At 68.7% G+C, this 14,016-nt stretch carries 12 protein-coding genes; 4 read left to right on the top strand and 8 right to left on the bottom strand.

What is annotated here, in order from left to right; genetic code table 11:
* Position 1 precedes the first annotated feature (1 nt).
* Complete coding sequence (locus ABTV10_RS22765) at positions 2 to 742, bottom strand: MerR family transcriptional regulator (RefSeq protein WP_499030704.1); 741 nt, start codon at positions 740 to 742, stop codon at positions 2 to 4.
* Positions 743 to 781: 39 nt separating this feature from the next.
* On the opposite strand from ABTV10_RS22765, the gene ABTV10_RS22760 reads away from it, so the two are divergent.
* The gene (locus tag ABTV10_RS22760) at positions 782 to 1,306 is read left to right on the top strand and encodes a DUF6194 family protein (protein WP_499030701.1); all 525 of its coding nucleotides are present in this window, start codon (positions 782 to 784) and stop codon (positions 1,304 to 1,306) included.
* Positions 1,307 to 1,341: 35 nt separating this feature from the next.
* Here the strand turns inward: ABTV10_RS22760 and ABTV10_RS22755 are convergent, their stop codons facing one another.
* Together ABTV10_RS22755 and ABTV10_RS22750 are read right to left on the bottom strand one after the other, a co-directional pair.
* Positions 1,342 to 1,737: a DUF5313 family protein gene (locus tag ABTV10_RS22755; protein WP_499030699.1), complete on the bottom strand. Its 396-nt coding sequence runs from the start codon at positions 1,735 to 1,737 to the stop codon at positions 1,342 to 1,344.
* 34 nt (positions 1,738 to 1,771) lie between these two features.
* Positions 1,772 to 2,257, bottom strand: a complete 486-nt coding sequence (locus tag ABTV10_RS22750; RefSeq protein WP_433607822.1) for a MarR family winged helix-turn-helix transcriptional regulator — start codon at positions 2,255 to 2,257, stop codon at positions 1,772 to 1,774.
* Positions 2,258 to 2,425: 168 nt separating this feature from the next.
* Here ABTV10_RS22750 and ABTV10_RS22745 point away from each other — a divergent pair, with 168 nt between their 5' ends.
* Positions 2,426 to 3,670, top strand: a complete 1,245-nt coding sequence (locus ABTV10_RS22745; protein WP_499030696.1) for an acyl-CoA dehydrogenase family protein — start codon at positions 2,426 to 2,428, stop codon at positions 3,668 to 3,670.
* An 80-nt stretch (positions 3,671 to 3,750) separates the two neighbouring features.
* Here the strand turns inward: ABTV10_RS22745 and ABTV10_RS22740 are convergent, their stop codons facing one another.
* Positions 3,751 to 4,512 carry a 3-hydroxyacyl-CoA dehydrogenase gene (locus ABTV10_RS22740; RefSeq protein WP_499030694.1) on the bottom strand — a complete coding sequence of 254 codons (762 nt, stop codon included), beginning with the start codon at positions 4,510 to 4,512 and terminating at the stop codon, positions 3,751 to 3,753.
* Positions 4,513 to 4,540: 28 nt separating this feature from the next.
* Positions 4,541 to 5,734 carry a thiolase family protein gene (locus ABTV10_RS22735; protein WP_499030692.1) on the bottom strand — a complete coding sequence of 398 codons (1,194 nt, stop codon included), beginning with the start codon at positions 5,732 to 5,734 and terminating at the stop codon, positions 4,541 to 4,543.
* 226 nt (positions 5,735 to 5,960) lie between these two features.
* On the opposite strand from ABTV10_RS22735, the gene ABTV10_RS22730 reads away from it, so the two are divergent.
* Positions 5,961 to 7,061: a CaiB/BaiF CoA transferase family protein gene (locus tag ABTV10_RS22730; RefSeq protein WP_499030690.1), complete on the top strand. Its 1,101-nt coding sequence runs from the start codon at positions 5,961 to 5,963 to the stop codon at positions 7,059 to 7,061.
* A 118-nt stretch (positions 7,062 to 7,179) separates the two neighbouring features.
* Complete coding sequence (locus tag ABTV10_RS22725) at positions 7,180 to 7,860, top strand: TetR/AcrR family transcriptional regulator (protein ID WP_499030687.1); 681 nt, start codon at positions 7,180 to 7,182, stop codon at positions 7,858 to 7,860.
* Here ABTV10_RS22725 and ABTV10_RS22720 read toward each other — a convergent pair.
* From ABTV10_RS22720 to ABTV10_RS22710, 3 genes are read right to left on the bottom strand one after another with little or no spacing between them, the layout of a single operon-like run.
* Positions 7,857 to 9,107 (bottom strand): heparan-alpha-glucosaminide N-acetyltransferase domain-containing protein, encoded by a 1,251-nt coding sequence (locus ABTV10_RS22720; protein WP_499030685.1) that lies wholly within the window; start codon positions 9,105 to 9,107, stop codon positions 7,857 to 7,859. The genes ABTV10_RS22725 and ABTV10_RS22720 overlap by 4 nt on opposite strands.
* Before the next feature lies 1 nt (position 9,108).
* A complete protein-coding gene (locus ABTV10_RS22715; RefSeq protein WP_499030682.1) occupies positions 9,109 to 9,783 on the bottom strand; it encodes a BPL-N domain-containing protein in 675 nt (224 codons plus the stop codon).
* Complete coding sequence (locus tag ABTV10_RS22710; protein ID WP_499030679.1) at positions 9,780 to 13,760, bottom strand: Pls/PosA family non-ribosomal peptide synthetase; 3,981 nt, start codon at positions 13,758 to 13,760, stop codon at positions 9,780 to 9,782. The genes ABTV10_RS22715 and ABTV10_RS22710 overlap by 4 nt, the downstream gene beginning before the upstream one ends.
* Positions 13,761 to 14,016: the final 256 nt, after the last annotated feature.

The following is a 14,016-nucleotide window of genomic DNA, read 5'->3' as shown; positions in this document are numbered from 1 at the left end:
GTCACGCCGACCCGGCCGACTCGATGATCTCGGCCAACAGTGCTCCTGCGCGCAGAAGGGCGAGCGCGCGTTGGGCGATGGCCTCCAGTCGCGCGTCGAGCGCGGCGCGTGAGTGGCTCACGTCGCCGAGGTCGCGGATCGCTGTGATCGCCTTCTGCACGTCCGGGATGCGGTAGCCACCGGCACGAAGGACAGCGGTGATGCGCGCTTCCCGGACGGCGGCAAGGGGGTAGCGCCGCGCTGTCCCCGCGCGCGTGTTGACCCGGTCGGGTGCCACCAAGCCGACCTTCTCCCAGAAGCGGAGTGTGGACGCTCTGATTCCGAGAGCCTGCGACAACTCCGTGATGGTCATGGAGTCGTCGTCGACCGGCTCGGCGTCGGTCGACGCCTCGGCTCGGATCGACTCCAACGCCGAGCGTGCCGCGAGGGCCTGCTCACGCTCGCCGTTGAGTCTGGCATGGAACCCACAGATCAACGCGGCCGCTCGGTCCGGCGGCTGGAAACGAATCTCTCGCATCGCTTGCCGCGCCTCGACCGGTCCCACCGCGCGTGCGAGGTCGCGATACGCGCGAAGGGCGCAGACATGCGCTGTGGAGAACTGTCGGTACCCGTTGTGCGTCCGAGTCGCGGCGGGGATCACGCCCAGCGCCTCCAGGTTACGAACCTGCTGTACCGAATATCCCGTCGCTGCCGCAACGGCAGCGGTGGTCACGGGCGCGGCTGCTTCGCCGGCACTGATCATGCGAACCCTCCACAAGCACTTCAAGTACACGCTTGAACCATGAGTATGGAGCAACTTCTCGGGACCATCCGAACGTTCGACGGCGTGCTCGAGCTCGCGCCCGGCGCGGGCAGTGCGTTCCCCGAGATCGCCTGGGGCGACCACTTCTTCTACTACGCCCCCGACGGCCGAGTGCCGCAGCGTGAGCAGCCCTACGCCACCATCGTCACCAAGGACTATCCCGACGATGCGTTGTGCGACCTCGACCATCCCGATCGTTGGCGCGTGAACATCCACGTCGGCACCGATGCGTTCCTCGATCTCACCGGCGAGAACCCACGCGACCGGGGGACACCCCGGGACTACACCACCACCGACGCGGTCCTGCCGCATCCGTTGTATCGGGCTCGAGGCTGGGTTTCGATCGTCAACCCGGGCGCCCGCACACACGCATCGGCGACCCGTCTCCTGCGCCGGGCACACGACGACGCCAAGCGCCGGGCTATGCGGACAGGTAGGCCGCGGGGATCGCAACCCTGGATCGGCTCGACGCCAGGTTCGACTCGCTGGCCCACGGGCGAATGATCCCGGTCTGGCGGACCGGTTGTGAGCGGGCCGACCTAGATCGTGTGCGGGTGTGCCTTCTCGTACGCGGCCTTCTCGGCGTTGTAGCGGGCCACCTTCTTCGGGTTCTCCAGATCCGGCGACAGCCCGTGCTTCTCGAGCCGGCGGCGCCGGTTCTGCTCCATGTAGGCCGCCGCGAAGAACAGCGCGAGGAACACGCCCAGCAGGACCATCGAGCCGCGCAGCCACAGCGGGCCGGGGAACAGGAAGAACGCCGCGAAGATGGGGAGGAACGGCACCATGCTGCGGATCATGTGCCGGGGCACCGCCCAGTCGCCGACGAGGTCGTTGCGGACCCAGTCCTGCATCGAGTCGGGGAGCTTGCGGCCGCAGGAATACGCGATCCACTGCAGCGGATTGGGGCGGCGATGGACCTTCTTGTTGCTGGTCATGTCCGGTGTACCTGTTCCTGTCTGGAGGGGCGGTTCACTCGTGCAGGGCGCCGGCGCGCAGGGCGGCGGCGTTCACGCGGGTGAGGACGGAGTGGAGCTCTTCGAGCTCGGCGAGGCTGACGCCGAGGCGCTGGACCACCGCTCCGGGAATGCGTTCGGCCCGGGTGCGCAGGGCCGTCCCGGCATCGGTCAGTTCGACGATCAACTGGCGCTCGTCGGAACTGCTGCGGGTGCGGGTGATCAGCCCGCTCGACTCGAGCCGCTTGAGGAGTGGCGACAGGGTGGGCGAGTCGAGTTGGAGGGCCTGCCCGATCTCCTTGACCGACATCGGTGCGTCACCCCACAGCGCGAGCATCACGAGGTACTGCGGGTGCGTCAGTCCCATGGGCTCGAGCAGGGGGCGGTAGACCGCGAGTACCGCGCGGTTGGCCACCGCGAGCGCGAAGCACACCTGGCGGTCGAGGGCCAGGGGGTCGGCGTCGCCCCAGTCGATGTCCTGTTCTGCAGTGGTCGCGGTCATGGAATTGAATAATACACGATTAAGTCGTGCACTAACTAAATGTGATCGAGTCGTTCGGGGTGGACAAATGAGAACGCGTTCTATATGTCTGGATGTGATGGTCGCCACGCGGCCGCCCGGCCTGTTCCGCTGGCCGCCACCTCGATCGCACCGACTGGAGTTCACGACATGTACGAGTGGTCCGACACCGACCTGATGTTCCGGGATGCCCTTCGCGGCTTCATCGACAAGGAGATCAAGCCGCACGTCGACAAGCTCGAGAGCGGTGAGCTGCCCCCGTTCGAGATCATCCGCAAGATGTACGCCACCTTCGGGATGGACGAGATGGCCAGCGAGGCACTCGAGAAGGCCTTCGCGAAGGAGGAGGCGAAGGAGCGCGGCGAGACGCTGCCCGAGTCCGGCGAGAAGTCCGGCGGCTTCAGCGGTGCCGGCAGCATGGGCGTCATCCTCAACAGCGAACTCGCGGGCGTGAGCCTGGGCCTGGTCGCGTCGATGGGTGTGAGCCTGGGCCTGACCGTCGGCACGCTGCGCAGCCGCGGCACGCTGGCGCAGAAGAAGCGCTGGCTGCCCGGGCTGGTCACGATGGAGAAGGTGGGGGCCTGGGCCATCACCGAGCCCGATTCCGGCTCGGACGCCTTCGGTGGCATGAAGTCGTACGTCCGCCGCGACGGCGAGGACTACATCCTCAACGGCCAGAAGACGTTCATCACCAACGGCCCTTACGCCGACGTCACGATCGTCTACGCCAAGCTCGACGAGGGCGACCCGTCGGTCGACCGCCGCGACCGCAAGGTGCTCGGCTTCGTCCTCGACAAGGGCATGGAGGGCTTCACGCAGAGCCCGCCGTTCAAGAAGATGGGCATGAACTCCTCGCCCACCGGCGAGCTGTTCTTCGACAACGTGCGCATCACCAAGGACCGGCTGCTCGGCGAGACCGAGAACCCGGCCAAGGGTGACGGCAAGGAGAGCGCGAAGGAATCGTTCGCGGCCGAGCGCATCGGCATCGCGTCGCTCGCGCTGGGCATCATCAACGAGTGCCAGCGGCTGTGCATCGACTACGCCAAGAATCGGAAGCTGTGGGGCAAGGAGATCGCGCAGTTCCAGCTCATCCAGCTCAAGCTGGCCGAGATGGAGGTCGCGCGCCTCAACGTGCAGAACATGGTGTTCAACGCGATCGAGCGCACCGCCGCCGGCAACAAGGTCACGCTCGCCGAGGCGTCGGCGATGAAGCTGTACTCCTCGCGGGCCGCGACCGAGGTCGCGATGGAGGCCGTCCAGTTGTTCGGCGGCAACGGCTACATGGCCGAGTACAAGGTGGAGCAGCTCGCGCGTGATGCCAAGTCGCTCATGATCTACGCGGGCTCCAACGAGATCCAGGTGACCCACATCGCGAAGGGCCTACTGGCCAAGTGAGTCGCGGCTCCGGTCCGCGCGGGTGCCGCGCGGACCGGAGTCGGTCTCGGTCGGGACGCTGGGCCCTGAGCGAGAAGTGATCAGCGCGGCGCCATGCGGATCGCGCCGTCGAGGCGGATGACTTCGCCGTTGAGCATCGGGTTGGAGACGATGTGCGCGGCGAGCGCGCCGTACTCGGAGGGGTCGCCGAGGCGCGAGGGGTGCGGCACCTGCTGACCGAGGGACGCCTGCGCGGCCTCGGGCAGTCCGGCCAGCAGCGGGGTCTTGAACAGCCCGGGTGCGATCGTGACGACGCGGATCAGCAGCGACGCGAGGTCGCGGGCGATCGGCAGGGTCATGCCGACGACACCGCCCTTCGAGGCGGAGTATGCGGCCTGGCCGATCTGGCCGTCGAATGCGGCGACAGACGCGGTGTTGATGATGACGCCGCGCTCGCCGTCGATCGGTTCGGTCTTCGAGATGCGCTCGGCCGCAAGGCGGATGACGTTGAACGTGCCGACGAGGTTGATGTTGACGACGCGGGCGAACTCGGCGAGCGGGAAGGCGCCCTGCTTACCGACGGTCTTGACCGCGTTGCCGATGCCGGCGCAGTTGACGGTGACGCGCAGCGGGCCGAGGGACTCGGCCAGATCGAGGGCTGCGGTGACGGACGCCTCGTCGGTCACGTCGCCGGCGGCGAAGCGGACGCGGTCGCCGAGTTCCTTCGCGACGGCCTCGCCGTTCGAGGAGGGCAGGTCGAGGATGACGACGCTGGCGCCCTGCTCGTGAAGGGCCTTGACGGTGGCGAGGCCGAGGCCGGAGGCGCCGCCGGTGACGAGTGCGACGCTGTCGTTGACGATCATGCATTGTCCTTTCGGATGTGGTTGTGTGTCAGAGTCGTTCGATGATGGTGGCATTCGCCATGCCGGCGCCCTCGCACATGGTCTGCAGCCCGTAGCGGCCACCGGTGGCTTCGAGATGGTTGACGAGCGTCGTGAGCAGGCGGGTGCCGGAGGAGCCGAGGGCGTGGCCGAGGGCGATGGCGCCGCCGCGGGGGTTGAGCTTGCCGGGGTCGGCCCCGAACTCGTGCGCCCACATCAACGGAACGGGGGCGAAGGCCTCGTTGACCTCGTAGGCGTCGATGTCGTCGATGCCGAGCCCCGCCTTGGCGAGGACCTTGCGGGTGGCCGGGATCGGGGCCGTCAGCATGAACATCGGGTCGTCGCCGGCCACGGCGAACGAGTGGAACCGGGCACGCGGGGTCAGTCCCAGCTTGTTCGCCGTCTCCTCGCTCATGATCAGCACGGCAGAGGCGCCGTCGGTCAGCGGCGACGAGTTGCCGGGGGTAATGTGCCACTGGGCCTCGGGGAACCGTTGCGCGAACGCGTCGGTGCGGAAGGACGGCTTCAGCCCGGCCAGCCCCTCGGCGATGGTGGCCGCGCGGACGGTCTCGTCCGCGGTGTGGTCGATCGCCTCGCCCGCGTCCGTGGTGACCGCGATCGGCACGATCTCCGCGTCGAAGAATCCGGACTCGACCGCGGTGGCCGCGCGGCGGTGCGATTCGGCCGAGTACGCGTCGAGGGTCTCGCGGTCCAGCTTCCACTTCGCGGCGATCAGTTCTGCCGAGATGCCCTGGTGGACAAGTCCTTCCGGGTATCGCTCGGCAATGCCCGGTCCGGCTGTGTCCTGGCCGACGGGGGAGGTGCCCATCGGGATGCGACTCATGGACTCGACGCCGCACGCGATGGCGATGTCGTAGGCGCCGGCCATGACGCCCTGGGCGGCGAAGTGTGCGGCCTGCTGGCTCGATCCGCATTGCCGGTCGATTGTCGTGGCGGGCACCGACTCCGGGAAGCCTGCCGACAGCAGTGCGGTGCGGGTGATGTTGAGCGCCTGCTCGCCGACCTGCTGGACGCAGCCGCCGATGACGTCGTCGACCAGGGCGGGATCGAGGTCGTTGCGGTCGACCACTGCGCGCAGGACCTCCGCGAGCATCTCGACCGGGTGAGTGCCGGAGAGGGCGCCGCCCGGCTTCCCCTTGCCGGACGCGAGGCGGACGGCGTCGACGATGACGGCCTTCGTCATGGGTGTTCCTCCGAGGCGGCTTACTTAACGATCGCTAAATAGCTACCACAGCTGGCAGGGTGGGTCAATGCCCTCTTGTATCTAGCGAACGCTAAGTGAACTCTGGTATGGATTGTGGCGCTGCACCTGCCCAACCGAAGGAGCCCACTGTGGCCACCACCGAACCGGATTGTCCACACGTCGGCGCGGTCCTGGACCGGCGTCCCGCGCGGATGAGGAGCCTCACGTGACCGGGCCGCTCGACGGGCTGCGGGTGGTCGAACTCGCCGGCATCGGGCCCGGACCGCACGCCGCGATGATCCTCGGCGACCTGGGCGCCGACGTCGTTCGCATCGAGCGACCGGCTTCGAGCGCCGTCGACGTACTGGACGGCCATCCGGATCATCTGCTGCGCAACCGGCGTTCGCTGGCCGCCGACCTGAAGAACGGCGCCGACCGTGACGTGGTGCTGCGCCTGATCGCGAAGGCCGACGTGCTGATCGAGGGGTACCGGCCCGGGGTCGCCGAGCGCCTCGGGCTCGGGCCCGAGCAGTGCGCCGCGGTCAATCCGGGGCTGGTCTATGCCCGGATGACGGGCTGGGGACAGACCGGGCCCATGGCCGCGCGGGCCGGCCACGACATCAACTACATTTCGCTGACCGGCGTGCTGAACGCGATCGGGCGGCCGGGCGAGCGGCCCGTGCCGCCGTTGAACCTGGTGGGCGATTTCGGCGGCGGCTCGATGTTCCTGTTGGTGGGCATCCTCTCGGCGTTGTTCGAGCGACAGCGCTCGGGCCGCGGGCAGGTGGTCGACGCGAGCATGCTCGACGGGGTGAGCGTCCTGTCCCAGATGATGTGGGCGATGCGCGGTTTCGGGCAGTGGTCGTCGAGCGCGGGGACGAATCTGCTCGACGGTGGTGCGCCGTTCTACGACACGTACGCCTGTGCCGACGGGCGGGCGGTGGCCGTCGGTGCGATCGAGCCGCAGTTCTATGCGGCGCTGCTCGACGGCCTCGGCCTCGCCGACGCGGAGCTGCCGGACCAGCACGACCGCTCCGGGTGGCCGACGTTGCGGGAACGGTTCGCCGAGGTGTTCGGTTCTGCGGACCGCGATCACTGGGCGGCGGTGTTCGACGGCACCGATGCGTGCGTGACGCCGGTGCTGTCCTTCGACGAGGTCGCCGGGGACTCCTACCTCCGAGAGCGGGGTGCCCTGCTCGACGTGGACGGCGTCACGCAGGCCGCGCCGGCGCCGAGGTTCTCGCGGAGCGTCCCGGCGATACCGACCCCGCCGCGACCGGTCGGGGCGGACGGCGCCGCCGTGCTGCGCGACTGGTTGGGGCAGTGACGCTTCACGGCGGAGGGCGGAGACGCACCGTCGTGCGGCATCGGAGTCGGGCCGGAGGCGAATCCAGTCCGAGTAGTCTCGGACCGTCAGCAAGCGTGAACGATAGATGTGGGGTCAGGTGACGAAGTTGTCGGCGGGCGCGGCCGAAGGGGCGGATGATCCGTCCGACTGGCGCAGTGTCGAGCGGTTGGAACTGACCCCCATCCTGTCGGCGTCGTTGGACGCGTTCTACGAGTCCGGCTTCCACGGCGCGTCGGTCCGGGAGATCGCCCGTCGGGTCGGCGTGACTGTCCCGTCGCTGTACTACCACCATCAGAGCAAGGAGGGGCTGCTCATCGCGCTCCTCGAACTCTCCATCAGCGACCTGCGCTCGCGCGCCCTCGCCGCGAACGCCGCGGGCGACGGCGATCCGGTTCAGCGGCTGACGAACGTGATCTTCACGATCGTGCTGCAGATGACGAACCGCGCGCGGCTGGCCGCCCTCGAGGGCGAGGCGCGGTACCTGGGCCCGGAGAACTGGGAGCGGTACCGCGCGGTGCGCAAGGGCGTCGAGGGGCTGGTGCTCGACATCGTGCACGACGGCACCGCGGCCGGGGACTTCGACGTGGACGATCCCGCGGAGACCACCCGGGCGATTCTCGGCATGTGCCAAGCGATTCCCCGCTGGTACCACGCGGAGGGCATCCACAGCCCGGAGGTCGTCGCCCGGAAGTACGTCGAGATCGCCCTCCGGATGGCCGGTGCGACCCGTGCGCCGGAGATGCCCACCACCTCGGGGCCGGCGCGGCGCGCCTACTAGGCGGCGTGCCGGCCGGCCGTCCTGTCGTGCTGCCGCACGAACCGGTCGACCCGGGTGGTGACGAACCGGACCAGCCCCTCGAGTGGTCCACGGCCGGCGGTCGCGCGCCACACCAGCGCGAGGGCCGTGATGCAGACGACCTGCCGCACATATCCGGAGACCGGGCTGTACACGTCGAAGTCGGAGTTCACGAACAGGATGTGGCTGACGTAGACCGTCAGTGACAGGCTGCCGATCGCGGCGAGCGGTGCCAGAACGACGCGGACGACGGTGGACCAGACGGGCGCCGTGACGTGGCCGAGGAGCAGCAATGCGCCGATGGCCAGCAGCGAACTGCCCACTGTCGCCATCAGATCGAAGGGCGTGCCCGTGTGCGGCCCCGCGACGCCAAGCCACCACCACGTGCTCGTCGGGGTCGTTCCGTCACCGCCGAACGCGAGGATTTCGTCGACGATTCCGTCGGCGTCGGGGGCTTCGGCGGACCGGATGTGGTCGAGGCCGCCGAACGGGTAGAGGACCAGCCACGACACCATCTTCGACGTCAGCATGAGGGCCACCCCGGTCGCGACCAGCCCGAGCGCGGTCTGCCACCTCGTGAGTACCAGGCGGCCGACGACGAGTCCGACGCACACGTACGTCATCCACACGACGGCGGGGAACTCCCCGGTGAACAGCACGTCGCACACGAAGTTCAGGGGTTGGTGCAGGGCCGCATCGAACGAGAGCTGGGTGTCGAGCCCCTCCGGAAGATGCGGTCGTATCGCCTGGCTGAGCAGCGGCGCGCCGATCGCAAGCGCGACTGCGGTGAACACGAGCGCACGTGTGCTCAGCCGGATCAGCGGGATCGCGAGCAGGAACATCACGGCGTAGTAGCCCAGGATGACCACGCCGTAATCGGGGTCGGTGAAGCCGAGGGACAGCCCGATGAGCGCGATCATCACGGCCCGGGCGACGAGCGACCACGAGAGGGCCGTCGCTTCGAGGCCGGCCTTCTGCTGCTGTCGCCGGGACATGAACGCGATGCCGACACCGGCGAGCACCGCGAAGATCGCGGACGCGCGTCCGGCGGCAAGGCTGAACGTCCACGTCGGGTCGCCGTCGGCGTCGTAGGCCATGAGGGAGTGGACGGCGATCATGCCGAGCACGGCCAGCCCGCGCGCCGCGTCGATCCCGATCAGCCGGCGCGCGCTCGGGGTCGCGGTGGTGGGCGTGCTCCGGTCGATCGTCGTATCAGGTGTGGTTCTCATGTCAGCTCATCACCGCATCGATCAGTTCGAGTCCCGCGATCTGCGAGTCGTTGGCAGGTGGGCGAAGGCCCGAGTCGGCGAACCAGTCTCCGTCGGCCTCGGGATGCGGGCCGACGACCGCAACCCGGCCGGCACCGAAAGGAACTGCCAAGGCCGCGATTTCACCGTTCGGGTAGGTGGCGATCACGTCCAGGTCCGGGGTCTGTGGGCGCACGTGGAACGTGGCACCGTCCTGGAAGTAGAGGCTGCGGCGGTCGTGACGCCAGTCCACCTCGACCAGCGTCGGCCGGGTCGAGGCGACCGTAGCGCGGTCGGTGACGATGTACTGGTCGGTGTCGCCCGGCAACAGGTCGAAACCGGGGGTGGCCCCCGCCAGATAACCGCCGAGGCAGAAGCCGACGTACCGTCCCCCGTCGGCCACGAACCGACGAACACGCTTGCTGTGCTTACGCATTCGCCGCCACGCGGGACCCAAGGTAGCACCGCCGGGCTGCGCGTACAGCGTGGCGTGGGCGAGCACCTCGTCGGTGAGCGGCAGTGCCTCGCGCGGACCGACGTAACGCACGTCGAAGTTCCAGCGGCTCGCCCGCAACAGGTCCGCGACGGACTCGGCGCACCCGGGCAGGGTCGCGCGGCCACGGTAGACGAGGGCCAGGGGTCGGCTGCCGTTCCTCATCGGACCGCCTCGGCCGGGATTCCGCGCCACCGGGTGTTCGCCGGCAGTTCCTCGCCCTTCATGAGCAGGGACAGCGGACCCAGTTCGGCGCCCGGGCCGACCGTCGCGTCGTAGAGGACGATCGCGCGGGTGCCCACCGTCGCGGCGTCGTCGACGGTGACGACGGACATCTTCATCACACGGTCCTCGAACAGGTGCGTCTGCATCGACGAGTTCGAGCCGATCGCGGCGTCGTCGCCGATCCGGACGAGGTCGAACTCGGTGAGGTACGTGGTTCCGATCCACGTGCGGCGACCGATGTCCGCACCGAAGCCGCGCAGCGCGATCGGCAGGAACGGCGTGCCCTTGAGCTGATCGAGCAGCACGGGCACGGCGGCGGCCTCGTAGATTCCGGTGGCGAACTCCGACCGCCGGACGAACTTGGCCCACAACGGCTCCACCCGTGGCCGGTAGGTGCCTACCATGTTCCGCTTCACGGCGGAGGCGTAGAGCACCACGCCGATCGCGGTGGCCAGTGCGACCAGCGGCGCGACGAGGACGGTGACCCAGAGCCCGGCCGACCGTGCCGTGAGCGACAGCACGAGGAGGTAGAAGAAGAGGCTGACACCGATCAGTGTGGCCGGGAGCGTGACCCGGAAGTACTCGATGAACAGGCGGTGCGCCACGACCGACCGGCTCGGCCGGAACGTGTCCGACTCGGCGTAGCTGCCGCTGTCCTGCCGTACCGGGAGGTTGATGGCGGGGGAACCCAGCCACGACGAGTCGGCGGGGACCCCGTTCCGGTCGGGCACGGTCAGGACCCCGACGAGCGACCGGTCGCCGGTGTGGGTGCCGGCCGGGACGAAGGCCGCGTTGCCGACGAACGCGCGATCGCCGACGGTGGTGCGGTCGAACGCGATCCATCCATTGCAGAACGACGAACCGCCGACACTCGCCATGTCGGCGACGAAGCTCTCGGCGCCGATGGTGAGCAGGTCGGGATCGATGTGGGCGGCGGTCGACACCTCGGCGCCGCGGCCGACCTTGGCGCCGAGCAGGCGCAGCCACGGTCCCGTGTACAGGGTCGCGTACAGCGAGCCCGTATAGGTCAGGCTCATCAGGAAGAGCTTGTCCGTCATCCACTTCCGGATACCGAGGCTGGACCGCGCATTGTGGATCCCCACCGGAGGAGCGTCCAGCATCAGCTTCTTGCCGAGCGCGACCGCGGCGCACACGCTGAGGACGTAGACCGAACCCGACAGGAGGGTGGCGAAGAAGGCCCAGATCATTCCCCACTCGAGCAGCACGTACCAGACGAGGACGAGGCTGGGGACCAGCGTCGCGATAGCGATGAACTCGAGCGTCACGAGACCCAGTACGGCGAGTGCGCGCAGTCCGAAGGACCAGCGGCGTGGCGCCGGCGCCGCGGCCATCGCCTCGACCGCGGGTTCGAGTTCGGTCACGGGGAGCGGTGGGGAACCGGCCCAGCGTTCGCCGGCGGGAACCCGGCACCCTTGGTCGAGCACCGACTGGTCCGCCAGCATCGCACCGGATTCCATGTAGGAGCCGGGTTCGAGGACACAGTTCGCGCCGACGAAGGCGCGATCCTCGACGACGATCGGCTCGACGACGATCCAACCGGACTCGACGCGCCAGGACTGCAGATCCGCGTTGTAGCCGACCGACACCCCCTCGCCGATCCGGACCATCGCCGGGAAGGGGATCGAGCTGGTGCCGATCTGCGCGTCCTGCCCGACGCGGGCGCCGAGTGCGCGCAGGAACGGCGCCATCAACGGCGAGCCGGCGAGCACCGGTGCCGGCGAGAGCGCCAGCATTCGATCGATCATCCACAGCCGCAGGTACGTTGCCCCCCACAGCGGATACCGCCCAGGGTCGATCCCCCACGACAGCGGCCGCACCAGGAGCACGGGCAGGACCCACCGCACCCCCAGATACGTCGGGACGGTCGCGATCAGCAGGTCACGGAGCATCGAGAAGTTCGGATGGCCACCGTGGATGCTGTAGACGACGGAGACCGGCAGTGTGACGACCAACAGCATGCCGAGCAGCGCGAGGCCCTGGACGGCACCGGCGAGGGCGATCCGAAGACCACTGTGCGACAGCGGCATCGGACGGGCGTCCGTGATCGCGGCGGTGTCGAACTGCGGTGCCGCGTCGAGCACGGCGGCCAGGCCGCGGACCGTCGGGGTGGTGTAGACGTCTCGCAGGCTGACGGTGTCTGCTTCCGATTCCCGCAAAGCGGAGACGAGTTTCGCGGCCGCCAGCGAGTGCCCGCCGAGCTCGGTGAAGAAGTCCGCCTCGACGGACAGCGCGTCGACGTCGACACCGAGGGTCGCCGCCCACACGGCGCGGATGCGGTGCTCGCGCTCGGTTCGCGGCGCCACGACGGGCCCCGCCGCATGGAGGGTACGGCGCGGGCCGGGCGCGGGCAGCCGCGACCGGTCCACCTTGCCGCTGGGCATGGTCGGCAGCTCGTCGACGATGTCGACGAAGGCCGGGACCATGTACTCGGGCAGGCGCAGGTGCAGGACCTCGAGGAGTCGTGCGATCAGTGCGTCGCCGCCGTCCTCCGCGAGATGTGCGGCGCGGGCGGCACCGGACCGCAGCACGACGTACGAGGCCAACTCCTGGTTGCCGGACACGTCGGCGAGTGCCACGACGGCGCTGGCGATCTCGGCATCCTCGAGCAGGATGCTCTCGATCTCTCCGAGATCCACCCGATGGCCGCGGATCTTGATCTCGCTGTCCGCCCGGCCGAGGTACTCGATCTCGCCGTCCGGGGTGATTCGACCCAGATCGCCGGTGCGATAGAGCTTTCCGCCGGCGGGGGCGTCGGCGTGATCGATGAAGCGATCCGCCGTCTGTTCCGGGCGCCCGACGTAGCCGCGGGCGAGGCCGGGACCGCCGATGCAGATCTCTCCGACCTCTCCGTCGGCGACGGGTAATCGGTTCTCGTCGAGGATGATCACCGAGTAGGTCGGTAGCGGAATACCGATCGTGACGGGACGTCCGGGCAGTAGTTCGGTCCACGTGGCGGTGACGGTGGCCTCGGTGGGTCCGTACGTGTTGAGGATGCGGCGCCCCGGTCGACTCCAGCGTTCGACCAGTTCGCCGGGGCAGGCCTCACCACCGACGAGAATGCTGCGCAGCGCGGGGAGGTCGTGGGGGAGGGTGGCCAGCAGCGTGGGAACGCAGTACAGCACCGTGATCCGCTGCTCGTCGAGGAAGTCCGCGAGTTCGGCGCCCAGGCGCCCGGAGTCGGTCGGGCCGGCGACCAGTGTCGCGCCCCGCGCCCAGGTGGGCCAGATCTCCTCGATCGAGAAGTCGAACGAGATCGTCATGCCCTGGTAGACGCGGTCGGTCGGCCGCACGTCGTACACGTCGGGGACGACGTCGAGGAAGTTGCAGATGCTCGACTGCATGATCTCGACGCCCTTCGGCTGACCGGTCGAACCCGAGGTGTAGATCACGTAGGCGGTCGGGTCCACCGTCGCGTCGACGTCGAGACGCGGACGGTAGTCGGGATACGTCTGCAAAAGCTCTGCAGCGGAGTCTATTTCGATACGAGGTAGCTCGAGAGGTGCAAGCGTCTCGGCGAACGCCTCGCCGGTCAGGACAAGATCGACGTCGGCGTTCGAAGTGATGTAGTCGATGCGGTCGCGCGGTGCGCCCGGGTCGATGGGGACGAACGCGGCGCCGGCCTTCAGTGTCGCCAGCAGTGCGACGTAGGTCTCCGGCGAGCGCTGCAGGAGGATGGCCACGCGTGCGCCGAACCCGATTCCGTGGTCGATCAGCATGTGTGCCAGCCGGTTTGCGTGCGCGTCGAGTTCGGCATAGGTGAACAGCTCCGCACCGCACTCGAGCGCGGTCGCGGACGGCGTCCGGTCGCACGCGTCCTCGAAGACGTGATTCAGGCGACGTCGGGGAGCCCCCACTCCTGACAGTGCCTGCGTGCCGGCCGGTTCCGTGGTGGCCATGCGGTACATCGATCCCCACTCCTCATCGGATATCCCGGGCTGCCAGTGCAACCACCAGGGCCCGCGGTCGTTACCAACTCGATCAGCGCCCGAGATCCGAACGTTACTCGCGCCGATTCCGGCGTAATCGGCTGCGAAACCACGCATTTCGCCGGGTTTGGGCGTGTGTCGAGAGTCACTGCACGACAGTCTGTTTGGTGAATCAAACGATTGTTCGACCAGGTCAGGCACATTTCGTCGCTTGAGCGCCGGGGTG

Source organism: Paraburkholderia sp. RHO2 (assembly GCF_050955445.1).
Lineage (GTDB): Bacteria > Actinomycetota > Actinomycetes > Mycobacteriales > Mycobacteriaceae > Prescottella > Prescottella agglutinans_A.
Note: the sequence above shows the minus strand (reverse complement) of the source record. Positions and strands in the feature narration are given on the sequence as shown.